Annotated in this window: 28 protein-coding genes; 12 read left to right on the forward strand and 16 right to left on the reverse strand. The window is 69.1% G+C overall.

All coding sequences use genetic code 11. The features are described from left to right. Nucleotides 1-16: 16 nt before the first annotated feature. Nucleotides 17-1,774 carry an ATP-binding protein gene (locus BRESU_RS00625; protein ID WP_013267542.1) on the forward strand — a complete coding sequence of 586 codons (1,758 nt, stop codon included), beginning with the start codon at nucleotides 17-19 and terminating at the stop codon, nucleotides 1,772-1,774. A gap of 26 nt (nucleotides 1,775-1,800) precedes the next feature. On the opposite strand, the gene BRESU_RS00630 is transcribed toward BRESU_RS00625, so the two are convergent. Both BRESU_RS00630 and BRESU_RS00635 read right to left on the reverse strand, forming a co-directional pair. Beyond that, nucleotides 1,801-2,211: a Cif family virulence factor gene (locus tag BRESU_RS00630; RefSeq protein ID WP_013267543.1), complete on the reverse strand. Its 411-nt coding sequence runs from the start codon at nucleotides 2,209-2,211 to the stop codon at nucleotides 1,801-1,803. Nucleotides 2,212-2,245: 34 nt separating this feature from the next. Then, nucleotides 2,246-2,452 (reverse strand): ParD-like family protein, encoded by a 207-nt coding sequence (locus BRESU_RS00635; protein ID WP_013267544.1) that lies wholly within the window; start codon nucleotides 2,450-2,452, stop codon nucleotides 2,246-2,248. Between the two features lie 148 nt (nucleotides 2,453-2,600). Between BRESU_RS00635 and BRESU_RS00640 the strand changes: the two genes are divergently transcribed. The 11 genes from BRESU_RS00640 (at nucleotide 2,601) to BRESU_RS00685 (ending at nucleotide 10,935) form a co-directional block, all read left to right on the forward strand. Then, the gene (locus BRESU_RS00640) at nucleotides 2,601-3,380 is read left to right on the forward strand and encodes a nucleotidyltransferase family protein (protein WP_013267545.1); all 780 of its coding nucleotides are present in this window, start codon (nucleotides 2,601-2,603) and stop codon (nucleotides 3,378-3,380) included. A 104-nt stretch (nucleotides 3,381-3,484) separates the two neighbouring features. Then, nucleotides 3,485-4,249: a metallophosphoesterase family protein gene (locus BRESU_RS00645; RefSeq protein ID WP_013267546.1), complete on the forward strand. Its 765-nt coding sequence runs from the start codon at nucleotides 3,485-3,487 to the stop codon at nucleotides 4,247-4,249. Nucleotides 4,250-4,498: 249 nt separating this feature from the next. Then, nucleotides 4,499-5,053 carry a F0F1 ATP synthase subunit delta gene (locus tag BRESU_RS00650; protein ID WP_013267547.1) on the forward strand — a complete coding sequence of 185 codons (555 nt, stop codon included), beginning with the start codon at nucleotides 4,499-4,501 and terminating at the stop codon, nucleotides 5,051-5,053. Between the two features lie 69 nt (nucleotides 5,054-5,122). Continuing rightward, a complete protein-coding gene (gene atpA, locus BRESU_RS00655; protein WP_013267548.1) occupies nucleotides 5,123-6,658 on the forward strand; it encodes a F0F1 ATP synthase subunit alpha in 1,536 nt (511 codons plus the stop codon). Nucleotides 6,659-6,692: 34 nt separating this feature from the next. Further along, nucleotides 6,693-7,571, forward strand: a complete 879-nt coding sequence (locus BRESU_RS00660) for a F0F1 ATP synthase subunit gamma (protein WP_013267549.1) — start codon at nucleotides 6,693-6,695, stop codon at nucleotides 7,569-7,571. A gap of 42 nt (nucleotides 7,572-7,613) precedes the next feature. After that, the gene (atpD, locus tag BRESU_RS00665) at nucleotides 7,614-9,173 is read left to right on the forward strand and encodes a F0F1 ATP synthase subunit beta (RefSeq protein ID WP_013267550.1); all 1,560 of its coding nucleotides are present in this window, start codon (nucleotides 7,614-7,616) and stop codon (nucleotides 9,171-9,173) included. Continuing rightward, nucleotides 9,173-9,442: an ATP synthase F1 subunit epsilon gene (locus BRESU_RS00670; RefSeq protein ID WP_013267551.1), complete on the forward strand. Its 270-nt coding sequence runs from the start codon at nucleotides 9,173-9,175 to the stop codon at nucleotides 9,440-9,442. The genes atpD and BRESU_RS00670 overlap by 1 nt, the downstream gene beginning before the upstream one ends. A 116-nt stretch (nucleotides 9,443-9,558) precedes the next feature. Beyond that, entirely contained in the window at nucleotides 9,559-9,714 is a 156-nt protein-coding gene (locus BRESU_RS17250) for a phosphohydrolase (RefSeq protein ID WP_013267552.1), read from the forward strand. Beyond that, complete coding sequence (locus BRESU_RS00675) at nucleotides 9,711-9,956, forward strand: CBU_0592 family membrane protein (protein WP_013267553.1); 246 nt, start codon at nucleotides 9,711-9,713, stop codon at nucleotides 9,954-9,956. The genes BRESU_RS17250 and BRESU_RS00675 overlap by 4 nt, the downstream gene beginning before the upstream one ends. 93 nt (nucleotides 9,957-10,049) lie before the next feature. Beyond that, nucleotides 10,050-10,619 carry a hypothetical protein gene (locus BRESU_RS00680; protein WP_013267554.1) on the forward strand — a complete coding sequence of 190 codons (570 nt, stop codon included), beginning with the start codon at nucleotides 10,050-10,052 and terminating at the stop codon, nucleotides 10,617-10,619. A 55-nt stretch (nucleotides 10,620-10,674) separates the two neighbouring features. Continuing rightward, nucleotides 10,675-10,935, forward strand: coding sequence for a DUF1272 domain-containing protein (locus BRESU_RS00685; protein ID WP_013267555.1), 261 nt, complete (start codon nucleotides 10,675-10,677; stop codon nucleotides 10,933-10,935). Here BRESU_RS00685 and BRESU_RS00690 read toward each other — a convergent pair. The 14 genes from BRESU_RS00690 to BRESU_RS00755 all read right to left on the reverse strand — a co-directional run bounded on the left by BRESU_RS00690 (nucleotide 10,916) and on the right by BRESU_RS00755 (nucleotide 23,007). Then, nucleotides 10,916-11,398: an RNA pyrophosphohydrolase gene (locus BRESU_RS00690; RefSeq protein ID WP_013267556.1), complete on the reverse strand. Its 483-nt coding sequence runs from the start codon at nucleotides 11,396-11,398 to the stop codon at nucleotides 10,916-10,918. The two genes, BRESU_RS00685 and BRESU_RS00690, sit on opposite strands and share 20 nt — an antisense overlap. 129 nt (nucleotides 11,399-11,527) lie before the next feature. Then, nucleotides 11,528-12,727, reverse strand: a complete 1,200-nt coding sequence (locus BRESU_RS00695) for a divergent polysaccharide deacetylase family protein (protein ID WP_013267557.1) — start codon at nucleotides 12,725-12,727, stop codon at nucleotides 11,528-11,530. Between the two features lie 188 nt (nucleotides 12,728-12,915). Then, nucleotides 12,916-14,286, reverse strand: coding sequence for a S41 family peptidase (locus BRESU_RS00700; RefSeq protein ID WP_013267558.1), 1,371 nt, complete (start codon nucleotides 14,284-14,286; stop codon nucleotides 12,916-12,918). Nucleotides 14,287-14,422: 136 nt separating this feature from the next. Further along, nucleotides 14,423-15,490 (reverse strand): murein hydrolase activator EnvC family protein, encoded by a 1,068-nt coding sequence (locus BRESU_RS00705; protein ID WP_013267559.1) that lies wholly within the window; start codon nucleotides 15,488-15,490, stop codon nucleotides 14,423-14,425. Then, a complete protein-coding gene (gene rlmH / locus BRESU_RS00710) occupies nucleotides 15,490-15,954 on the reverse strand; it encodes a 23S rRNA (pseudouridine(1915)-N(3))-methyltransferase RlmH (RefSeq protein WP_013267560.1) in 465 nt (154 codons plus the stop codon). Before rlmH ends, BRESU_RS00705 begins: the two co-directional genes overlap by 1 nt. A 170-nt stretch (nucleotides 15,955-16,124) precedes the next feature. Continuing rightward, nucleotides 16,125-16,625: a ribosome silencing factor gene (gene rsfS, locus BRESU_RS00715; RefSeq protein WP_083777503.1), complete on the reverse strand. Its 501-nt coding sequence runs from the start codon at nucleotides 16,623-16,625 to the stop codon at nucleotides 16,125-16,127. A 132-nt stretch (nucleotides 16,626-16,757) separates the two neighbouring features. Next, complete coding sequence (locus tag BRESU_RS00720) at nucleotides 16,758-17,411, reverse strand: nicotinate-nucleotide adenylyltransferase (RefSeq protein WP_013267562.1); 654 nt, start codon at nucleotides 17,409-17,411, stop codon at nucleotides 16,758-16,760. Nucleotides 17,412-17,505: 94 nt separating this feature from the next. Further along, nucleotides 17,506-17,688, reverse strand: a complete 183-nt coding sequence (locus tag BRESU_RS00725; protein ID WP_013267563.1) for a hypothetical protein — start codon at nucleotides 17,686-17,688, stop codon at nucleotides 17,506-17,508. Nucleotides 17,689-17,809: 121 nt separating this feature from the next. Then, nucleotides 17,810-18,862 carry a GTPase ObgE gene (gene obgE / locus BRESU_RS00730; RefSeq protein ID WP_013267564.1) on the reverse strand — a complete coding sequence of 351 codons (1,053 nt, stop codon included), beginning with the start codon at nucleotides 18,860-18,862 and terminating at the stop codon, nucleotides 17,810-17,812. Nucleotides 18,863-19,127: 265 nt separating this feature from the next. Next, nucleotides 19,128-20,483: an amidohydrolase family protein gene (locus tag BRESU_RS00735; RefSeq protein ID WP_013267565.1), complete on the reverse strand. Its 1,356-nt coding sequence runs from the start codon at nucleotides 20,481-20,483 to the stop codon at nucleotides 19,128-19,130. Beyond that, a complete protein-coding gene (locus BRESU_RS00740; protein ID WP_013267566.1) occupies nucleotides 20,483-21,970 on the reverse strand; it encodes an amidohydrolase in 1,488 nt (495 codons plus the stop codon). Before BRESU_RS00740 ends, BRESU_RS00735 begins: the two co-directional genes overlap by 1 nt. Nucleotides 21,971-22,053: 83 nt before the next feature. After that, nucleotides 22,054-22,332, reverse strand: a complete 279-nt coding sequence (locus tag BRESU_RS00745) for a DUF167 family protein (protein ID WP_013267567.1) — start codon at nucleotides 22,330-22,332, stop codon at nucleotides 22,054-22,056. Between the two features lie 7 nt (nucleotides 22,333-22,339). Then, the gene (locus tag BRESU_RS00750) at nucleotides 22,340-22,714 is read right to left on the reverse strand and encodes an SdpI family protein (protein WP_013267568.1); all 375 of its coding nucleotides are present in this window, start codon (nucleotides 22,712-22,714) and stop codon (nucleotides 22,340-22,342) included. Then, a complete protein-coding gene (locus BRESU_RS00755; RefSeq protein ID WP_013267569.1) occupies nucleotides 22,711-23,007 on the reverse strand; it encodes an autorepressor SdpR family transcription factor in 297 nt (98 codons plus the stop codon). The genes BRESU_RS00750 and BRESU_RS00755 overlap by 4 nt, the downstream gene beginning before the upstream one ends. Between the last annotated feature and the right edge of the window lie 106 nt (nucleotides 23,008-23,113).

Consider the following 23,113-nt stretch of genomic DNA (forward strand, 5'->3'; position numbering starts at 1 on the left):
GCAGGGAGACGCCAGAATGACGCCGGCAGAGACGCACCAGATCGAAGTCGCGATGCTCAGTCGCTCGCGACAATGGACGGTCCGGATCGGGATGGCGGTCGTGATCGGAGCCGTTTTCTGCAACGTGTCGAGCGTGACGTTCAGCCTCGTCTGGCTGGCGATCTATGCCCTGACCCAGGTGGTCGAGAGCCAGATGGGACCCAAGGGGACGCTGGCCGCCTGGCTGGGCGCAGAGACCTATCCCCCGGTCTGTCTGGCGCTGGTCTTCATCAACAATGTCATCTTCGGCCTCGGCGGGGCCATGCCGATGCTGTCCGGCACGACCATGGGGCTGATCTGCGGCCCGCTCCTGCTCGGCGGGGCCTTCCTGAACGCGGTCATGGTCAGTCCGGGCTCCCGGCAGATGACGTTCTCGGCGGCGCTTCCGCCGGTCCTGTACCTGACGCTGGTTCCCGTCGGGGCCATCGCGCATGGCTTCGGAGCGCTGGAGGCCTTCCAGATCACCCTGGGTGCCCTGCTGCTGCCGGCCGCCGGGCTGGCGACGTGGATGAAGCTGTCCAGCACGGTGCTCGCCCTCGAGCGCGCCCAGACCGACGCCGAAGACGCCAACCGGGCGAAGAGCGACTTCCTGGCGACCATGAGCCACGAGATCCGAACGCCGCTGAACGGGGTGCTCGGGATGGCCCAGGCCATGACCGCCGACCGGCTGTCCGTGCGGCAGCGCCAGAGGCTGGATATCGTGACCCAGTCGGGCCACGCCCTGCTGACCATCCTCAGCGACGTGCTGGACCTGGCCAAGATCGAGGCGCGCAAGGTCGAGCTGGAAACGGCGGACTTCGACCTGGAGACCCTGGTGGAACAGTCGCGGGAAACGTTCCGGGCCGTCGCCGACGCCAAGGGGCTGTCGTTCGACGCACGGGTCGAGCCGGCGGCGGCGGGAACCTGGCGGGGGGACACGACCCGCCTGCGCCAGATCCTGTCCAACCTGATCTCGAACGCGATCAAATTCACGGATGCGGGCACGATCTCCGTGGTCGCCGATGCCGTCGATGGACGCCTGCGTGTCACCGTCGAGGACACCGGCGCGGGGGTGACGGCGGAGCAGCTGCCCCTGCTGTTCGGGAAGTTCGTCCAGGCCGACGCCTCGACCACCCGAAAACATGGCGGCACGGGCCTGGGACTGTCGATCTGCATGGAGCTGGCCCATCTGATGGGCGGGTCGATCGAGGCCGAGCGGATCGAGCCGCACGGGCTTCGTTTCACCTTCGAGGCACCGCTGGAGCGGGTCGACGCGCCACGCCATCCGGTCGGGGACCCGGGCGATGTCCCCGCGCGGGACCATCGCGCGCTGCGCGTCCTCGCCGCCGAGGATCACCCGGTCAACCGCCAGGTCCTGTCCGTGCTGCTCGGCCAGGCCGGCATCGTCCCCCATATCGTCGAGAACGGCGCCGAGGCCGTGGCGGCCTGGCGCCGGGGCGCTGCCGACGGGCTATGGGACCTGATCCTGATGGACGTCCAGATGCCGGTGATGGACGGCCCGACCGCCGCGCGCGCGATCCGCGCGGAGGAGGCGGACATGGGCCGCCCGCCCGTGCCCATCATCGCCCTGACGGCCAACGTGATGACCCATCAGGTCGAGGCGTATCGGCAGGCCGGAATGAACGTCAGCGTCGCCAAGCCGATCGAGATGGCGCGATTGCTGGCGGCCATCGAGGCCGTCCTCCCGACGTCGGAAGAGACCCGGACCGACGCCCTGGCCGACCTCGCGGCCTGAGCCCCCGGATCAGGCCGGGCGGCGGATCACAGGTCGACGCCCTTGTCCGCCCAGGCCGCCATTTCGCCGTCGGCGATCGTCAGCGAGATCCGCCAGCGGTCGCTGCGGCGCAGGATGTAGACATGCTCCCAGGTCGCGATGATCTCGCCGGCCTCGCCCAGCATCCGGTAGGCCATCCGCGCCTGGGCCACGTCCGGAAACAGGGCCTCGGCCGACAGCAGGTCACCCACGGGCCGGACCACGCCCTGCTGCCGATAGAATTCCATCAGGGTCACGCAGTGGTCGCGAAAGGCCGCGCGGGGCATGGCGAAATTGCCCGTGGGCGAGGGAAAGAGGCCGACCGGCTCCCACAGGTCGCTGAGGCGATCCGGGTCACGACGGGCGAAGGCCTCGACATAGTCGGCGAAGAAGGCGGCGAGGTCGGCCTGGACGGTCATTCGGATCCTGCGGAGGTTCGGGCCGGGCGACCGGTCAGGCGACGACGGTCAGGGGCGGGCGCGCGGACGCCGCCTCGATCTCGGCCCGGACGATGTCGTTGAACGTCAGGGTGGGATTGGCCTCGGCCAGCTTGCCGATCTTCATCCAGAACTCGGCCTGGGCATTGATGGACCGGCACATCACCGTGCTGGCGCGGCGGATGTCCTCGTGCAGGCCGTCGTCGATCTTCACTAGTCCCATGAGGGGCCCCTTCTTACGTATATGGATCATATACGGTTCGTATATGGGGCCGTCAATCCGGTGCGCACGTCCCGTACCGCGAACCTGACGACGGAACCCGGCGCGCGGGGCGGCCGTTCTGAAGCCCTTGTCCGCAGGGGTTGCCCGCATGTCCGATACCGCCGCCGAACCGAGCTTCCATCCGCCCGAGGACGCGGTCGAATTCTATGCGGAATCTCTGCGGCTGCTGCAGGAGAGCGGCATCCCCTTCCTGCTGTCGGGCACCTATGCGGTGACGGCCTATACCGGGATCCGGCGGCCGACCAAGGATCTGGACGTCTTCTGCAAGCCCGGGGACTATCCCCGGATCCTGGCCTATTTCCAGACGCGCGGGTACCGCACCGACGTCGAGGACGAGCGCTGGATCGCCAAGGTCTGGAAGGACGAGAAGCATTTCTTCGACGTGATCTTCGCCATGTCGAACGGCACCATCGCAGTGTCCGACAGCTGGTTCGGCGACGACACGATCGAGGTCTATGGCCACGCGGTGAAGATCACCCCGCCGACGGCGCTGATCCTGTCCAAGGTCTTCATCCAGGACCGCTATCGCTACGACGGGGCCGACGTGAACCACGTCATCCTGAAACAGTCCGAGGCCATCGACTGGAAGTCGCTGCTGGACCAGATGGATCTGTACTGGGAGGTGCTGATGGCGCACCTGCTGAACTTCCGCTTCGCCTATCCGACCGAGCGCGACAACATCCCGGCCTGGCTGATGACCGAACTGGCGCAGCGGCTGGAGGCCCAGGTCACCCTGCCCGCCCCGCGTGTCAAGGTGTGCCGCGGACGCCTGTTCAGTCCGCGCGACTATATCGCCGACATCACCGACTTCGGCTTCGGCGACGTGGTCGGCAAGGGCCTTGAGGAACGCCATGACCCGATACCCTGAACGAGGGCGCTATGTTCGCGACGCGGTCGCTCACGACTTGAGCGCAGATGCAGGGCGCTATGCTCGGCTCGCGGAGCCTCGCGACTTGAGCGCGGGGGTGGCCTGTGACCGATGACTTTCAGGCGCCGCAGCCGGGCATGGATGCGGGGCCGGCGAAACGGCTGCGCGTGGCGGCCGTGGGCGACCTGCACGTCGGCGAGGGTCCCTCGCCCTATCGCGACCTGTTCGAGCGGGTCAGCGACGACGCCGACGTGCTGTGCCTGTGCGGCGACATGGTCAATTTCGGCAAGACGGGCGAGGTCGAGGCCCTGCTGGAGGACCTCAAGCTCTGCACCATCCCCATCGTGGGCGTCATGGGCAACCACGAGCACGAGTGCGGCCAGCCCGAGGTGGTGATGGAGATGTTCTGCGACGCGGGCGTCACCATGCTGTCGGGCGGGCGCAACCACGAGATCGACGGCGTCGGCTTCGCCGGCACCAAGGGGTTCGTCGGCGGCTTCGGCCGCTACATGCTGAGTTCCTTCGGCGAGGCCTCGATCAAGGCCTTCGTGCAGGAGGCGGTCGAGGACGCCAACCAGCTGGAGACCTCGATCCGGTCGCTGCGGACCGAGCGGTCGGTGGTGCTGCTGCACTATGCGCCCGTGGTCGACACCGTGGTCGGAGAGCCGCCGGAGATCCATACCTTCCTGGGGTCGTCGCGGCTGGCCGAGACCATCGACCGCTACGACAACGTCAAACTGGTGGTCCACGGCCATGCCCACCGGGGCGCGCCCGAGGGGCGGACCAACCGGGGCGTGCCCGTCTATAATGTGGCCCTGCCGGTGCTGCGGACCCTGGGCGAGACGCCCTATCGGGTGTTCGAGGTCTAGACCGGGGCGATCTGTCGCTGCCCGGTCGTCAGCGTCCGTGGACAGGCCCTCCCGGCACGGGCGCGGGCGGTCGTGGGTCCGCACGTCGGTTGCGACCGGCAAAAGCCCATGCTATCAGGCGCCCGGCTTCCAGAGGGTCGTTCGCATGAACCGGTCACTGGCGTGCTTTCCTTAAGCATTTCAAGCCTTTGACCGGCGCGAGGCTCGCGGCCGGTCGTTTGAACAGATACGTATTCGGACGGACAGGCCTTGGCTGACGATTTCAGAACGACGGAAGTCGGCGCGCGCTATGCCCAGGCGCTGTTCGATCTCGCCCTTGAAACGGGCAAACTCGACGCCGTGCGCGCCGACCTCAAGTCGCTGAAGGCGGCCTGGGTCGAAAGCGCGGATCTGCGCCGCATGGCCATGTCGCCGATCCTGTCGGCCGAGGACCAGGGCAAGGGCCTGACCGCCATCGCCACGGCCGCCAAATTCGAGACGACGACCCGGAACTTCCTGGGTCTGCTGGCCCAGAACGGCCGCACCCGCGACCTGGGCGGCGTCATCACCGGCTTCGAGACCCTGTATGCCCGCCACACCGGCGTGGTGGCGGCCGAGGTCGTGTCGGCGATGCCGCTGACGACGGCCCAGACGACCCACATCCGCTCGGCCCTGATGCAGGCGCTGGGCAAGGCCCCCGAAATGACCGCCCGCGTCGATCCGTCGATCCTCGGCGGCCTGAAGGTCAAGGTCGGGTCGAAACTGTTCGACGCCTCGCTGAAGACCAAGCTCGACCAGATGAAGTTCGCCCTCAAACGGGCATAAGCCACACCACGATTTGACCGTCGGCCTCGCCGCCGACGCCCAAGAAGACGAAAGCCAGAGAGCCCGACCATGGACATCCGCGCCGCCGAGATTTCGGCCATCCTCAAGTCCCAGATCGCCAACTTCGGCGTCGAAGCCGACGTGTCCGACGTGGGTCAGGTCCTGTCGGTCGGCGACGGCATCGCCCGCATCCACGGTCTGGACAACGTCCAGGCCGGCGAGATGATCGAATTCCCCAAGGCCGGCGTGAAGGGCATGGCCCTGAACCTCGAGCGCGACAACGTCGGGGCCGTGATCTTCGGCGCCGACGCCCAGATCGCCGAAGGCGACGAGGTCCGCCGCCTGGGCGAGATCGTGGACGTTCCGGTCGGCAAGGGCCTGCTGGGCCGCGTCGTGAACCCGCTGGGCGAGCCGATCGACGGCAAGGGCCCGATCCAGTTCACCGAGCGTCGCCGCGTGGACGTGAAGGCTCCGGGCATCATTCCCCGCAAGTCGGTGCACGAGCCGATGCAGACCGGCCTGAAGGCCATCGACACCCTGATCCCCGTCGGCCGCGGCCAGCGCGAGCTGATCATCGGTGACCGCCAGATCGGCAAGACCGCCGTGGCCATCGACGCGATCCTGAACCAGAAGTCGATCAACGTCGAAGGCGCGTCGGAAGGCGAGAAGCTGTACTGCATCTACGTCGCCATCGGCCAGAAGCGCTCGACCGTCGCCCAGATCGTCAAGACGCTCGAGGAGCGCGGTGCCCTGGACTACACCATCGTCGTGGCCGCCACGGCGTCGGAGCCCGCCCCGCTGCAGTTCCTGGCCCCGTTCGCCGGCACCGCCATGGGCGAGTTCTTCCGCGACAACGGCATGCACGCCCTGATCATCTATGACGATCTGTCCAAGCAGGCCGTGGCCTATCGCCAGATGTCCCTGCTGCTGCGCCGCCCGCCGGGCCGCGAAGCCTATCCGGGCGACGTCTTCTACCTGCACAGCCGCCTGCTGGAGCGTTCGGCCAAGCTGAACGAGGACAACGGCTCGGGCTCGCTGACCGCCCTGCCGATCATCGAGACCCAGGCCAACGACGTCTCGGCCTATATCCCCACCAACGTGATCTCGATCACCGACGGCCAGATCTTCCTGGAATCCGACCTGTTTTACCAGGGCATCCGCCCGGCCGTGAACGTCGGCATCTCGGTGTCGCGCGTGGGCTCCTCGGCCCAGATCAAGGCGATGAAACAGGTCGCCGGTTCGATCAAGGGCGAGCTGGCCCAGTACCGGGAAATGGCCGCCTTCGCCAAGTTCGGCTCGGACCTGGACGTCTCGACCCAGCAACTGCTGGCGCGCGGCGCCCGCCTGACGGAACTGCTGAAGCAGCCGCAGTACTCGCCGCTGACCGTCGAGGAGCAGGTCGTCTCGGTCTATGCCGGCACGCGCGGCTTCCTGGACAAGATCGCCGTGGCCGACATCGGCCGCTTCGAGGCCGAACTGCTGGCCCGCATGCACTCGGCCCACCAGTCGACGCTGGACGCGATCAAGTCGACCAAGGCCCTGTCCAAGGACCTGGAAGCCGAGCTGAAGGCCGCGATCGAAGCCTTCGCCAAGACCTTCGCCTAAGTCTGACCCCGGAAAGCTGAAAGAGTAGCGCCCGATGGCCAGCCTCAAGGAAATGCGCAATCGGATCGAAAGCGTGAAGTCCACGCAGAAGATCACGAAGGCCCTGAACATGGTCGCCGCGGCCAAGCTGAAGCGTGCCCAGGGGCAGGCTGAAAGCGCGCGGCCCTATGCCCGCAAGATGGCCGCCGTCATCGCCAACCTGGCGGCGGGCGTGTCGGGCGACGGCGCACCCAAGCTGCTGTCCGGCACGGGCAACGACCACAAGCACCTGATCGTCGTGGCCACGGGCGACAAGGGTCTGGCCGGCGGGTTCAACACCAACGTCATCCGCGCCGCCAAGGAACGCATCAACACCCTGATCGCGAACGGCAAGGACGTGCGGATCATCGCCGTGGGCCGCAAGGTCCGCGACGGCCTGACCCGCCTGTACGGCGGCCGGATCATCAAGACGTTCGAGCTGAGCGACCACAAGGTCATCGGCATGACGACCGCAGAGCCGATCGCCCGCATGATCGCCGAGGAGTTCGAGGCCGGCAACGCCGACGTCGTGACCCTGTTCTACAGCCGCTTCCAGTCGGTCATCTCGCAGGTGCCGACGCCCAAGCAGCTGATCCCCGCGGTCGTCGACGGCGATGCCGCCCCGGTCGACCTGAACGGCGCGGTCTATGAATACGAGCCCTCGGAAGAGGAAATCCTCGAGACCCTGCTGCCGCGCAACCTGACGACCCAGGTCCTGGCCGCCCTGTTCGAGAACCAGGCCAGCTTCTTCGGGGCCCAGATGGGCGCCATGGACAATGCCACGCGCAACGCGGGCGAACTCATCACCTCCCTGAGGCTGACGTACAACCGCAAGCGCCAGGCCCAGATCACCACCGAACTGATCGAGATCATCGCCGGCGCGGAAGCGCTCTGATCCTCCGATCCTGACAGATACAGACCGAAACGGACCCCACCGATGACCGACACCGTCGCCCCCAAGAAGCCCGCCGCGCCCCGCAAGCCCAAGGCGCCCGTCGCCCCCGCCGCCGCCTCGGCGACCGGAAACGCCGCCTATACGGCCGGCACCGGCGTGGGCAAGATCGCCCAGGTCATCGGCGCCGTGGTGGACGTCGAGTTCACCGGCCAGCTGCCCGCCATCCTGAACGCGCTGGAAACCCAGAACGTCGACCAGAAGACGGGCGAGCCCTTCACCCTGGTCCTCGAAGTCGCCCAGCACCTGGGTGAGAACATGGTCCGCGCCATCTCGATGGACACCACCGAGGGCCTGACGCGCGGCCAGCCGGTGACCGACACCGGCACCTCCATCCTGGCACCGGTCGGCCCGGGCACGCTCGGCCGCATCATGAACGTCGTCGGCGCGCCGATCGACGAACAGGGCCCGATCGCCACCACCATGTACCGCCCGATCCACCGCGAGGCCCCGACGTTCGAGGAACAGTCGACCTCGTCGGAAATCCTGGTCACGGGCATCAAGGTCATCGACCTGATCTGCCCCTACACCAAGGGCGGCAAGATCGGCCTGTTCGGCGGTGCCGGCGTGGGCAAGACCGTGACCATGCAGGAGCTGATCAACAACATCGCCAAGGCCTACGGCGGCTATTCGGTGCTGGCCGGCGTGGGTGAGCGCACCCGCGAGGGCAACGACCTGTATCACGAGATGATCGAGTCCAACGTGAACGTGGACCCGTCCAAGAACGGCGGCTCGACCGAGGGCTCGAAATGCGCCCTCGTCTACGGCCAGATGAACGAGCCTCCCGGCGCCCGCGCTCGCGTCGCCCTGACCGGCCTGGCCCAGGCCGAGTACTTCCGCGACGAGGAAGGCAAGGACGTGCTGCTGTTCGTCGACAACATCTTCCGCTTCACGCAAGCCGGTTCGGAAGTGTCCGCCCTGCTGGGCCGCATCCCGTCGGCCGTGGGCTATCAGCCGACGCTGGCGACCGAGATGGGCAACCTGCAGGAGCGCATCACCTCGACCAAGAAGGGTTCGATCACCTCGGTCCAGGCCATCTACGTGCCCGCCGACGACCTGACCGACCCCGCGCCCGCCGCCTCGTTCGCCCACCTGGACGCGACGACCGTGCTGAACCGCGACATCGCCGCCCAGGCCATCTTCCCGGCCGTGGACCCGCTGGACTCCACCTCGCGGATCATGGACCCGCTGGTGATCGGCGAGGAGCACTATCTGGTCGCCCGTTCGGTCCAGGAAGTGCTGCAGCAGTACAAGGCCCTGAAGGACATCATCGCCATCCTGGGCATGGACGAGCTGTCGGAAGAGGACAAGCTGATCGTCTCGCGCGCCCGCAAGATCCAGCGCTTCCTGTCCCAGCCCTTCTTCGTCGCCGAGCAGTTCACCAACTCGCCCGGCAAGTTCGTCGAGCTGGCCGACACCATCCGCAGCTTCAAGGGCATCGTCGCCGGTGAATACGACCACCTGCCCGAAGCCGCCTTCTACATGGTCGGCCCCATCGAGGAAGCCGTGGAGAAGGCCCAGAAGCTGGCGGCGGACGCGGCGTAATGGCGGGCAAGCTCAGCTTCTCGCTGGTGTCGCCCGAACGCGAGGTCTTCTCGGGCCTCGTGGACCAGGTCGACGCGCCCGGCGTCGAAGGGGACTTCGGCGTCCTGGCCGACCACGCGCCCTTCATGACCGCCCTGCGCGAAGGCCCGGTCGTGGTGTTCGACGGGTCGTCGCGGCGCACCTTCACGGTGCGCGGCGGCTTCGCCGACGTGACTCCCGCCGGCCTGTCCATCCTGGCCGAGGAAGCCACCGAGATCGCGGCGGCCTGATCCCGACATGGCCGGGCCGGGGGCCATCCTGACCCTGGCCTGGATCGGAGCCGTCCTCGGACCTCTCGGCTGCATCTTTCTGATCCGGCGACTGCTTCGCGGTCGCCGGATTTTTCTTGTCGGAACGCTGGGCCTGCGGGCTCTATGACGAGGGCGGCCGCAAGCTGTTTGTGACCGGTGGGGTGGGGATCTCCATCCTGCCGGTCCGGTTCCGCGCGCCGCCCGAGATCGTCATCCTGACGCTGAAACGCGCGAACGGAGCCCCCTCATGACCCCCATCGACCTGGCCGGCATCTTCGGCGTCCTGCTGATCCTGGTGGCCTATGCCGGGGCGACGTCGGGAAAGCTCGATCCCAAGCAGTGGCCGGCCCTGTGCCTGAACCTTTCCGGAGCCCTGCTGATCCTGTGGTCGCTGTCGGTGGACTTCAACCTGTCGGCGGCGCTGATGGAGGGCGCCTGGGCCCTGGTCGCGATCGCCGGATTGGTGCGGCTGGCGCTGCAGCGGCGCGGCTGACGGTTTCCGACGGCGCGGGGTGGAGGCCGTCCGGGCTCTGGGCGCCGCTGAGGCGCATGGCTAAGCTTCGTCGACCTTGAGAGGAACGACGCCATGCCGCTGTCCCCTGCCCGCCTGTCCGCCGTCGCCCTGGCCCTGGCCGCCCTGGCACCCGGGGCGAAGGCCCAGACCCCCGACGCCGTACCCGCCGCCGCCTTCATGCACGCGGTGCGGTCGGTATGCGCGCCTAACATCGCGGGACGTCTGCCGTTCGACCTGATGAACGCCGACCTGAATGCCGACAGGGTGGTGCTGGTCGATGCGTCGCAGGACGCCCCCACCCGGTCGGCCTTCCACGATCTGGAATGGGCCGACCTCGAGTTCGGCTTCGTCGTCTCCGACACCGGCAGCATCGTCGTCGGGGTGAACGAGACTGTGGCCTGGTGCCGGGTTGTGGCCCTGGGTGTGACCCCGGCCGATGTCGCGGCGATGAAGGCCGGGCTGGCGACGCTGGACGACTGGTCCGAGACGGGCCGGCTGGAGGCGGGCGTGACCCAGTATTTCGCGCGGCTGGACGGCGAGGCCGTCTTCGCCCGCGTGATCGACCCCGCGATGGCCCCCGGCTATGGCCGCACCGCCGGGCTGATCGTCACCCTGATGAACCCGGCGGCGCAGGAAGACTGAGGCTCCGGCGGGGGCGACGGCTGGCGCGGCGCATGGCGACCTGTTACGGCGCGATATGCTCGAGCTTCGACCCAACTGCGAATGCTGCGACCGGGACCTGCCGTATGACAGCCCTGACGCGCGCATCTGCACCTTCGAATGCACCTTCTGCGCCGACTGCGCGGAGGATGTCTGCCTGAACTGCGGGGGTGAGCTGGTGAAGCGACCGGTCCGGCCGGCGCGGCTGCTGGAAAAATACCCGCCGTCGACGAAGCGGGTGCTGAAGGACGTCTGTCCCCAGGCTGAATCCCGTGGGCTCAGCCGGCGAACCGGCTGAACGCCGCCACCACCTGGACATAGGCCTCGCGCTTGAACGGCACGATCAGGTCGCAGGCCTCGGACAGGTCGCCCCAGCGCCAGGAATCGAACTCGACCTCCGCATGGCGGTTCAGGTCGATCTCGTCCGCGGGGCCGGTGAAGCGGAAGGCGAACCAGACCTGTTTCTGGCCGTCCCACGGCTTCCGCCCCTTGAGTTTGTGCGCCAGCCTCAGGGCCTCGGGGAAGTCGTAGACGATCCAGCCGTCGGTCCGCCCCAGCAGTTCCACCGAGGTGACGCCGGTCTCCTCCTCCAGTTCGCGCCGGGCGGCGGCCTCGAGGTCCTCGCCCTTGTCCACGCCCCCTTGCGGGAACTGCCAGGCGTGGCCGGTCAGCTGGCCGGCGCGGTGGCCGTACCAGACCTGGCCCTCGGCATTGAACAGGACGACGCCGACGTTGGGGCGGTGTTTGGGGAAGTCAGACATGGAGGCAGTAGGCAGTAGGCAGTAGGCAACAGGAAGCAAGGAAAATGGCGGGCGCGCAGGTCGGGATTTGCGAGGGGCGCACGATCGCGGCACCCTACTGCCTACTGCCTACTGCCTACTGCCTGCGCGTCAGCGCCCCGGCCGCTGCGTCATCGCCGACGCCGGGGCCAGCTGCAGGCCGCGGGCGTCGAGGCCGGCGGTCCAGCGGGCGGCCGCCTCGACCGTGACGGGATAGGCGAAGCCGGTGCCGAGCGCCGCGCCGCGGCTCTTGGCGGTGGCCTCCAGCATGTTCAGGGCCCCGATGATGGCGGCGGGGGTCTGGGTCTCGTCGATGATGCTGTCGGCAGAGGCTCTGGCCCAGGCCCCCGGGCGGCGGCGGGCCGAGCCATCGTCGAGGAAGGCGATGCCGCGCTGGCGCAGGATGCCGAGGAAGGCGCTCATGCCCGTGTCCGAGGTCACGAACCGGTCGCCCAGATAGTTGGTGACCCCGAAATAGCCGGTGGCGCGACCCAGCAGCCAGGCCATCTTGGCCTGGACATCGTCGGGCGTGGCGTTGTTCAGCAGGGTGTAGGGGCCGGGATCGGTGTTGGGATAGCCGGTCGGCTCCATCGGGATCTCGATCATCACCTCATGGCCCTGGGCGCGGGCGAGGTTGATCCAGCCCTGCAGGCCCTCGGCATAGGGCACGAACGACAGGGTGACGTCGGCGGGCAGGCGCTCGATCGCGGCGCGGGTCGTCACGGCGTTGAGGCCGAGGCCGCCGACGATCAGGGCGACGGTCGGCTTGCCGTTGGGGCGGAAGGGCCGGGCATAGGCCTGGGCCGGGACGCGGCCGTCCGACGCGATGACCGGCAGGAAGCCCTGCGGTCCCGGCTGGCTGAGGCCCGCGATGGGGGCGGCGACGAGGGGTTGGGCGGGCTGGGGCGGGGCCGCGATGGCCGAGCCTCCAGCGACGCTGGCGCCGTCGGGCAGGGTGATCAGGGCATCGCCTCCGGCCGCGCCGGTGGCGGGGTCGACGGGGGCGCCGGACAGACCCTGCCAGGCCCCGAAGCCGCCCATGCTGAACGCTTCCAGGCCCGAGGGCGCGGGCGGGGCGACGGGGGCCTCGCGCTTCAGGGCGACGCGGGCGGAAGGCGTACCGGCGCGCGGATCGCCCAGAACGGTCAGGAACAGGGCGACGGTGCCCAGCAGCAGCAGGCCCGCGGCCCCGACGGCGACGGGCGGCTTCTTCAGCAGCGCCCCGACCGGCTTGAAGTCGAGTTTCAGCCCCCGGCCCGTGGGCGGGGCACCGGCGGCGGCGGCGAGGGCGGACTGACGCTTGGCGAACATGATGGGCGGACGCTCGATGCAGGGACCGGACGGATTTCCAGACCTCGACCTTCGCCTGCGACTATGAACGGACGGCGGTTAAGAAAGCCTAACGGGGCGTTAGGCATGTTTCTGGCCGCTGACGCGGCGCGCTATGGTCGGCTCGCGGAGCCTCCCGACTTGAGCGCGTCTTTGCCAGTCAGTCCTGTCTATTCCCCCTCGGGCTCTTCCGTCGTGTCGACGGCGGCGGTCTGGACCGTGCCGTCGCTGATGACGATGCCCTCGGGTGCGGCGGCCAGGCGGGTCAGGTCGCCACCGGCGCGCAGCACGTCGAGCGCCCGCTGCAACTGGTAGTCGGCGTCCTTGTCGTAGTCCTCGCCCGGGGCCTCGCGCGGGGTGTGCGCTCCCTTGCGTTCGGCCCCGATGGAGGCGTCCAGCGCTGTGGCATAGGCGGCTTCGGAATAGATGAAGCTGGAGCGCGAGACGATACGGGCCTCGGCCTCGTTGCGGGCCACCTCGAGGTCCGGCTCGATGCCGATCTTCTGGATCGAGGCCCCCGACGGCGTGTAGTAGCGCGCCGTCGTGATCGACAGGGCTCCGTCCTGGCCGTTGCGCAGGGGGATCACGGTCTGGACCGAGCCCTTGCCGAAGCTGGTCAGGCCGACCAGCGTCGCCCGCTCCTGGTCCTTCAGGGCGCCCGCCACGATCTCGGACGCCGAGGCCGAACCGTAGTTGATCAGAACCACCAGCGGCAGGCCGCCGGTCAGGTCGCCGGACCGGGCGGCATAGCGTTCGATCTGGTCGGGCTTGCGCCCCCGCTGGCTGACGATCTCGCCGCGTTCCAGGAAGGCGTCGGACACGTCGATGGCGGCGGTCAGCAGCCCGCCCCCGTTGTTCCGCAGATCCAGGACGAAGCCCTTCACGTCGGGCTTCTCGGTCTTGATCTTCTCGATCGCGGCGGCCAGTTCACGGCCGGTGTTCTCGTTGAAGGTCGAGATACGCAGATAGCCGAAATCGCCCTCCAGCCGCCCGGTGACGCTCTCGACCTTGATGACCTCGCGGACGAGGGTGGTTTCCAGCGGCTCCTCGCCGTCGCGCAGGAAGGTGACCTTGACCGAGGTGCCCATGGCGCCGCGCAGCTTGTCCGACACCTGGGAGACCGTCAGGCCCGAGGCGTTCTGGCCGTCGATGGCCGAGATGATGTCGCCCGCCTTGACGCCCGCGCGGGCGGCGGGGCTGTCGTCCATCGGCGAAATGACCTTCACCAAGCCCCCCTCGGCCGAGATGGTCAGGCCGACGCCCGAATACTCGCCGGTGGTGCGCTCCTGCAGGTCGCCAAATCCGTCCGGCGACAGATAGTTGGAGTGGGGATCCAGCGCGGTCATCATGCCCGCCAGCGCCGCCTCGATCAGCTTCTTGTTGTCGACCGGGACCACGTAATACTGCTCGACCACCGCCAGGGTGTCGCCGAACAGCTGCAGCATGCGGAAGGTCTCGTTTCGCGGCGTCTGGGACGCCACGGTCATCCCGCTGAGGCCCAGGGCGAGGACGGTGCCACCGGCGATGAGCAGTTTACGCATTCGGTCTCTTTCAGCCCGCCGATCCGGCGGAAACGTCGTGGAACGGCATGTCACGATGAAATCGTGGCGACGCCGCGTCGGTGGATAAAATCAGTGCGCGGCGGGGTTGGGAAGCGGTTTCGCCTGTTTCCGCTCTTTAGAGATAGGGAGCCGGATCGATGGGGCGATCCTCGCGGCGCAGTTCCAGATAGACCTCTCCGCCCGCCGTTCCGGTCCCGACCGGCTGGCCGTCGGCGATCCGGTCCCCGGCGGTGACCGAAACCCCGTCCAGACCCGCGATCACGGCCCGCCAGCCGGGCCCGAGATCGAGGATGACCACCTGGCCCCAGCCGCTCAGTGGACCGGCATAGTCGACCCGGGCGGCGGCGGGCGATGTGACCGGCCCGGCCGACGAGGGCCAGCGCCAGCCGCTGGATCCGCGTCCGAACCGGACCGTCGGCGATCCCGCGACCGGCGGCGTCAGGCGGGCGCGACCGGCGGGCAGGCGCATGGCGGGGGTGGCGTCCTCGGACCGGGCCACGTCGGCGGGGCGGCCCCCCAGATTGCGGATGCGGGTTTCCAGCGCCGCCGAGGCGCGCTCGGCCCGGTCGGCGTCGGCCTTCAGCACGGCCAGAAGGGCGGCGCGGCGGGCGACCAGATCCTCGATCTCGGCCCGGCGATCCCCTTGCGCGCTCTCGCTGGTCAGCAGGCGCTCGCTGGCCAGGACGGCGAGGCGGCGGATGCGGCGCACCTCGGCCTGACGCGCATCGAAGCCGGCGGCGCGGCGCTGAAGCGCGGGGGCCATGGCCTTCATCAGGATGGCGGCGCGCACGCTGTCGACCGCCTCGTCCGCCGGGATCAGCAGGGGCGGCGGCGGACGGCGGCTCATCATCTGCAGGGCCGAGAACAGCCGGCCCTGCGCATCCCGCGTGCGGGCCAGTTCGGTGACGATGGCGGCCTCGCGTCGGGACAGGTCGCGCAGACGCTGGCGCTGGGACGACATCTGGATGTCGTCGGCCGTCTGGTCGCGCCGCAGGGAGGCCAGCTGACGGTCGAGCGCGGCGAGGGAGACGGTGGCCTCGGCCGCGTCGGCGCGCAGGCGGCGAGCGCGAATGACCTCGTCGCGGTAGCGGGCCTGAAGCTGCTCCAGATCCTCCTGCACCGATGCCGCCGCCGGCAGGGCCGACAGGGCGATCAGCAGGGACAGGAGGACAGGCCTATTCATCAGTCGCGATGATAGGGTGATCCGGCCAGGATCGTCACGGCCCGGTACAGCTGTTCGGCCAGCATCGCGCGGGCCAGGGCGTGCGGCCAGGTCTGGGGCCCGAAGGCCAGGGTCGATCCGGCGGCGGCCAGGACCGAGGCGTCCAGCCCGTCCGCCCCGCCGATGGCGAAGACCAGTCGCCGCTCGCCCCGGTCGCGCAGGGTGGCGATGTGGTCGGCGAAGGCGCGGCTGGGATAGGTCCTGCCCCGTTCGTCGCAGGCGATCAGGTGCGCCCCTTCCGCTGCGGCCAGGATCAGTTCGGCCTCCGGCGCCTTGCCGGGCTTGCGCGGGTCGAGGTCGACCAGATCAAGCGGGCCGAGCCCGAGCGCCCGCCCGGCGGCGGTGGCGCGGGCGGCATAGTCGGTCGCGAGCGTGGCTTCGGGACCGCGACCGGGTTTGCCGATGGCGACGATGGCGAGTTTCATCGGCGTCCCTTCTCCCCTTGCGGGAGAAGGTGGCAGCCGAAGGCTGACGGATGAGGGGTCAAGTTGGCGTTCGAGATGAGGGTCAGGCTCCGCAACTTCGGGCGTCGTGGTGACCCCTCATCCGACCTCGCTTCGCTCGGCCACCTTCTCCCGCAGGGGGAGAAGGGTTTTTACGCCTGCGCCGTCCGGTGCGCGCTGTCGACAGCCCAGATCTTCTCGATGTTGTAGAACATCCGGACTTCGGGGCGGAACAGGTGGACGATGACGTCGCCGGCGTCGATCAGAACCCAGTCGCAGTGCGGCAGGCCCTCGACCTTGGCGCGGCCCAGACCCTGTTCCTTCAGTGTGCGCAGCAGGTGGTCGGCCAGGGCGCCGACGTGACGGTGCGAGCGGCCGGAGGCCACGATCATGGTGTCGGCCATCGGGGATTTCCCCTTCAGGTCGATCAGGACGATGTCCTGGGCCTTGTCCTCGTCCAGCTTGGACAGGAGGGCGATCTCCAGCGGGTTCGATCCGGTGGGCACCTCGCCCTGCCGGTCGAAGTTCGAGGCGTCGTCGGCGTCGTCGGAATCCGCGTTGAACAACGGGAAGTCGGCGGCGGAATCGTCGGAAAGGTCTTCGTCCGAACCGTCGTCGCCGTCCTCGGCGTGGATGGGTTCGATCGGGTCCATCTCGTGGGCCGTGTTGGAAACGGCGTCGTCCTGAACGGGATGGTCTTGCGCGTCGTGCGCGGGCGAGGGGGTCAGCGGAAGGCTCCGGGCGGGTTCACTAAAGAGGCTCTCTAGCATGAAAGCCCGGAAAGGTCACCTTTGGGCTTTGGCCCGCAGCGCTGTGGACGAACTCGGGTTCAGGGGGGCGGTCAGATAGGTCCAGGCCGGGGCGCCCATCAGGGGCAGCATCCGCGCCTCTTCCGACGCGACGCGGTGGCCGGCGAAGCGGCGGGCAGCCGGGGCCGAGCGGCTCTCCAGCAGGGATCCGGGCCGGGCCACGACGGCCACGGGCATCATGCGCATGATGTCGGTCCAGCCGCGCCAGCGATGAAAGCTCTCCAGATTGTCGGACCCCATCAGCCAGACGAAGCGCACCCCCGGATGCCGCGCCTTCAGCGCTCTCAGGGTATCGACCGTCCAGCGGGTGCCCGCGCGGGTCTCGAAGTCCGAGACGATCATGCGCGGGCCCGGAGCGATGGCCCGCGCGGAGGCCAGGCGGTCGGCCAGGGGCGCGGTCTGGCGGGCATCCTTCAGCGGATTCTGGGGCGAGACCAGCCAGACGACGCGATCGAGATCCAGCCGCCGCATCGCGGTCTCCGCCACATGGGCGTGGCCGTCGTGCGCCGGATTGAACGACCCGCCGAACAGCCCGACCCGCATGCCGGGGCGGAGGTCCAGCCCGTCCCTCAGGGCTCCGGGTCTGGGACCGCTGGCCTTGGGCGCGGGACCGGCATGAAAGAAGGACAAGCGGCGGGTCTCGGGTCAGGGCCGGAGGGCGGTTATGCTCACGAATGAGCAAACAGGTCCGCAGCTAACACGGCCCCGGCGCGCTTGTCGCCCGTCAGCCGCCGGTTTTCTTGAAGGTGTCGCCCACCACCGTGGGATCGGGGCCGTCAGGGCCCGCGTTCTCGCGGCCCTGTTTGCCGGTGCGTTCGACGGCCTGATCCGACGTCGAGGCATCGGGCTTGCCGCCGGGAATGGCCCCGTTCTTCTCGCGGCCGCGGGTCTGGTCTCTATCGGTCATGCTGGCTCCTTGCGGGGGAAGGAGCGGACGAAGGACCGATGCGGTTCCCGGTTTCAGCGAGTCCGGGTCACGCTTTCGGCGGACCCGCGCCGGGACCCATCTCAAGCGATCAAGCTCTGGATCAGGGCTTCCAGCCGTCGGCGAAGGTCTCGATCTCGTCGCCTTCCTCGTCGATCTCGCCACGGGTCTTGCGGACCTCGGCCCAGGCGGCGCGGAGCAGTTCGGGCACGCCCTCGCCCGACACGCCCGAGACCAGCATGGGCCGGCGACCGGCGACGGCGGCCAGTTCGGCGGCCTTCTCCTCGCGCGCCTCGGGGGTCAGGGCGTCGATCTTGTTCAGCGCCAGGATCTCCTGCTTGTCGGCCAGGCCCTCTCCGTAGGCGTCCAGCTCGCCGCGGATGATGCGGTAAGCCTCGGCGACATCGTCCTGGGTGCCGTCGATCAGGTGGATCAACGAGGCCGAGCGTTCGACGTGGCCCAGGAACCGGGTACCCAGCCCCGCCCCCTCGGACGCACCCTCGATCAGGCCGGGGATGTCGGCGATGACGAACCGCTCGCCCGGCGACAGGTCGACCATGCCGAGGTTGGGGGCCAGCGTCGTGAACGGATAGTCGGCGATCTTGGGCCGGGCGGCGGAGGCGGCGGCGAGGAAGGTCGACTTGCCGGCGTTGGGCAGGCCCGCCAGGCCGATGTCGGCGATCAGCTTCAGCCGCAGCCAGATCCACATCTCCTGGCCTTCCTGGCCGGGGTTGGCGTGGCGCGGGGCCTGGTTGATCGGGCCCTTGAAGCGGACATTGCCCCAGCCGCCGTTGCCGCCGCTGAGCAGCAGCTCCTTCTGGCCCGCCTCGACCATGTCGAGCACGACCGTCTCCTTGTCCTCGCCCAGCACCTGGGTGCCGACCGGGACCTTCAGCACGATGTCCTCGCCCTTGGCCCCGTGCATCTGGCGGCCCTGGCCGTGGCCGCCGGTCGGGGCCTTGAAATGCTGCTGGTAGCGATAGTCGATCAGGGTGTTTAGACCGTCCACGGCCTCGACCCAGACGTTGCCGCCATTGCCGCCGTCGCCGCCGTCCGGCCCGCCGTTCGGGATGAATTTCTCCCGCCGGAACGAGACGGAGCCCGCCCCGCCGTTGCCGGAGCGGATGTAGATCTTGGCCTGGTCGAGGAACTTCATTCGGGTATTTCTAAGAGGGGCGCTACCGCTCGGCTCGCGGAGCCTCGCTGCTTGAGCGCCGCCTATAGGCGAAGAGAGCGGCGAATTACAGGCGGGCGTACGACGGACGTCTCCCTCCCCCTCGGGGGAGGGTCGTCAGCGCGCAGCGATGGCGGGGTGGGGAGGGCACGGCGATCCAGATACAGACCTGTGCGGCCTTGCCTCGCCGCCCCCACCCGGCCTCGCTTCGCTCAGCCACCCTCCCCCGAGGGGGAGGGAGAGGGTCCTAGTTGCCGTACGCCACCGGCATGCCGCCGTTGACCCGTCCGCCCGCGCGATAGCGGTCGCGCAGCAGCATCTGGCGGCTGGTCAGGGACTGTTCCTGGCCGTTGATGAACTCGGCGGTGACCAGGGACAGGGGCTCCAGCGGGTCGCCGGACCAGACCACCACGTCGGCGGCGGCCCCGGCGCGCAGCTCGCCGAACTGTCCGCCCATGCCGAAGATGCGGGCCGGGTTGACGGTCAGGGCCGCGATCGCCGCCTCGAACGGCAGGCCGTGCGAGACCGCGTTTCCGGCGTTGTAGCGGGCCTCGCGGGCCCGGTGGACGCCATTGCCCTTGATGGCGATGACCACGCCCGCCGCGTTCAGGGCCGCGGCGTTCTCCATGCGGGAGGCGCGGGTCTCGATGCTGCCGGGCAGGTTGTCGATCGGGTTCAGCAGCACGGGCACGCCGGCCGCCGCGATCTGGGGCGCGACCAGCCAGCCTTCGTCGGCGCCGTCGAGGATGACCTTGACCCCCTCCTCGTCGGCGAGGCGCAGGACCTGCAGGATGTCGGCCGCGCGCCGCACGGTGACGACCACCGGCATCTCGCCGTTGGCGACCGGGATCAGGGCCTCCAGATCGGCGCGGGACAGGCTGAGGTCGCGCAGGCCCGCCCGGTCGTAGGCGGCCTTGTTGCGGGCATACAGACGCACCTCGGACAGGGTCTCCCTGAACTGGACGAACTGGGCGCCGCGCGCGCCCCCGGCGATGCCGGCCCCCGCTTCGCCGAACGGGGCGACCATGGCCACGCGTGGCTTGACCAGAATGTCGGTCCCGGCGGCCAGATGGATCACCGAGGCCGTGCCCGCGAACAGGCCGGGCGTCTGGTAGCCGCCGTCGCCGGCACCCGCGAACTCGACCTCGCCATCGTCCTGGTGCAGGCCGCCGCCGCCCGAACCCGCGTGGTTCGGCATGACGATGGCCCGGGTGATGCCGCCCAGACGCGCCACCGGCAGGGTGAAGGACCAGGGATCGAGGCCGTAGCTGACGTCGAACGAGGCGGAGATGGTGTTGGCCCGGTTGGACAGGTCGTCCGACCCGTCGACGGACGAGATCTCGGACGCGCCCAGCCCGGCGTCCACGGCGACGAAGCCGGGGGCGACGACCTTGCCGCGCGCGTCGATGATCCGGGCCCCCGACGGCGCCGCGCCGGTGCCGACGGAGACGACGCGGCCGTTCTGGATCACGACGGTGCCGTTCTCGATGATCGAGGTGCCGGTCAGGACCCGGCCGCCGGTGATGGCGGTCAGCTCCTGGGCGAGGGCGGGCATGGCCGACAGGGCGAGCGCCGTCAGCGAGATCAGGGCGAGACGACGCATCAGCGGGCTCCTTCGTTCACGGTGGCGGCGACCAGGCCGAAGCCGGGCTGGCCCAGTTCGAAGTCCGAGACGGGCTGATAGCGGGGATCGAACCGGTCGAAGGTCAGGGCCCCGTCGATGAAGACCTGGTCGGCGCGGGCATAGACGCTGAACGGATTGGCGCTCCAGATCACGACGTCGCCGCGCTTGCCGGGCTCCAGCGAGCCCGTCTCGTCACCGATGCCGATGGAGCGGGCGGCGTTGGAGGTGATCCAGCTGATGGCGTGGGCCTCGGTGATGTCCAGCCCGGCGGCGCGGCCGGCGGCCAGGGCCGCGGCGGCCTCCTGGTTCAGGCGCTGGGTCAGCTGGGCGTCGTCGGAGTGGATGACGGCGCAGGAGCCTTCGGGCGCATCAACGAGGGCGACGTTCGCCTCGATCCCGTCCAGGGCCTCCATCTTGAAGCCCCACCAGCCGGTCCACATGTCGGCGCAGACCCCGGCCGCGGCCAGTTGCGGAGCCAGTTTGTAGGCCTCGATGGCATGGTGGAAGGCCGTGATCCGGTAGCCGAACTCCTTGGCGATATCGAGCATCACGGCCATCTCGTCGGCGCGATAGCAGTGGTTCTGGACCATGATGGTGCCGTCCAGAACCCCGGCCAGGGTCTCGTTCTGCAGGTTGCGGGTGGGCGGCGAGCCCTCGCCCGTCTCGCGCCACTTGTCCCATTTGTCGCGATAGTCCTGGGCGGCGATGAAGGCGGCGCGGTAGCCGGCGACATTGCCCATGCCGGTGGCGGGCGACTGGTTGCGGCCGCCATAGACGCGGCTGGGGTTCTCGCCGCAGGCCATTTTCACGCCATAGGGCGCGCCCGGGAACTTCATGCCCTGCATGGTGATGGAGGGGATGTTGCGGACGGTGACCGAGCGGCCGCCGAACAGGTTGGCCGATCCGGGCAGGATCTGCAGCGTGGTGATGCCGCCCGCGCGGGCGGTGTTGAAGCCCGGATCCTGGGGCCAGATCGAATGCTCGGCCCAGACCTGGGCGGTGTTCGGGCTGGTCGCCTCGTTGCCGTCGCTCATGCCGCTGACGCCGGGCGAGGGATAGACGCCGAGGTGGGAGTGGACGTCGATGATGCCCGGGGTGACGAACCGGCCGCGCGCGTCGACGACGCGGTATCCGGCGGGCACCGGGGTCGAGGCCGGGCCGACCGCCTCGACCTTGCCGTCCGAGACCAGGACCACGCCGGCCTCGATCCGCTGGTCGGTGCCGGTCAGGACCGTTCCGCCGACGATGGCGACGTTGTCGCGCGGCAACGGTTGATAGGTGGAGGGATAGGGGTCCGGGTTGGCGGCGTAGTCCAGGCCGGTGGCCAGGGTCCGCTCGCTCGAGGCCTCCGCCTCGTCCGATCCGTCGGGGCTTGCGGCCCCGTCCCCGGTGGTGGCACAGGCCGATAGCGCCAGCGCGCAGGCGAAGACGGCGAGGCTGGGGCCCCGCAAGGCGTGACGGATCATGGAACGCTCCCCTGTGATGCCGACGGCACCGAACGAGGGAGGATTACAAAGGCCTACGGCGTCGTCCGTCAAAGGCGGAAATGTTACAGATCGGTAAGACGGGCCCGCAGCCCCGCGTCGTCCAGGCCTTCGACCTCGATCATCTTCAGCCGCGACTGTCCGCCGCGCGCAAGGGATACGGTCGAGCGGGGCACGCCGAGGGCCTTCGCCAGCAGCAGGATCAGGGCCGCATTCGCCTCGCCCTCGACCGGGCGGGCGCGGACCCGGACCTTGAGGACGGGCCGACCCTCGGGGTCTGCATCCCAGCCGTCGATGCGGTCGGTCGAGGCCCCGGGGGTCAATCTGACGGGGAGGCGCGCCATGATGGGTTCAAGCGGCCCGGGCCCGGCTCCGCAGCGACAGGCAGTAGCCGAAGGTGACGGCGATCCCGGCGATCACCGCGCCGCAGCCGATCATCACCGCCGTCGCGATCGGCGCGAAGAGGAAGGCTGCCGTATAGACGAGGCCGCTGATCACCATGGACCAGGCGGCGACGCGCTGAGCTTTCCGCGCACCGGCGCCCGGGACGAAGGTCTTGGGGATGCGGTTGCCGAACGCGACGATCATCAGGCCGGTGGCCCCCAGCACGATCCGCAGGGTGGTCTCATGGTCGATATAGCCCTGGCTGCGGGCGAAACTGGCACCCAGCGCCAGGGCGACGATGCCGCCGCCCCAGGCCAGGCTGTTGATCAGGTCCTTGTTCATTTCGCAGGCTCCTCTGGGGGCGTCGACGGCCGGGCGTCGAGACCGAACGAATGGACGAAGCCCAGCAGGGCCTCTTCGAGCACAGACAGTTTCAGGTGATAGACGACCGTCTTTCCGGCTTTCTCGGCGTGGACCAGGTCGGCCTCTTTCAACACCGCGAAATGCGCCGACATGGTCGGCTTCGAGACGTCGAAACGGTCGCTGATCTCGCCGGCCGTCATCGGCCCCTGGCGGAGCAGCTGAAGCACCCGGCGACGGGTCGGATCGGAAAGGGCCTTGAACACCGAGCTCATGAATCGACAATTAGCTAAACGTCGAAATGAGTCAAGAGGCCTGTGTGCCAGAACGAAAAAAGGGCGCGGACCTTGCGGTGCCGCGCCCTCCAAGATCCGGTGAACT

This window comes from Brevundimonas subvibrioides ATCC 15264, assembly GCF_000144605.1.
GTDB lineage: Bacteria > Pseudomonadota > Alphaproteobacteria > Caulobacterales > Caulobacteraceae > Brevundimonas > Brevundimonas subvibrioides.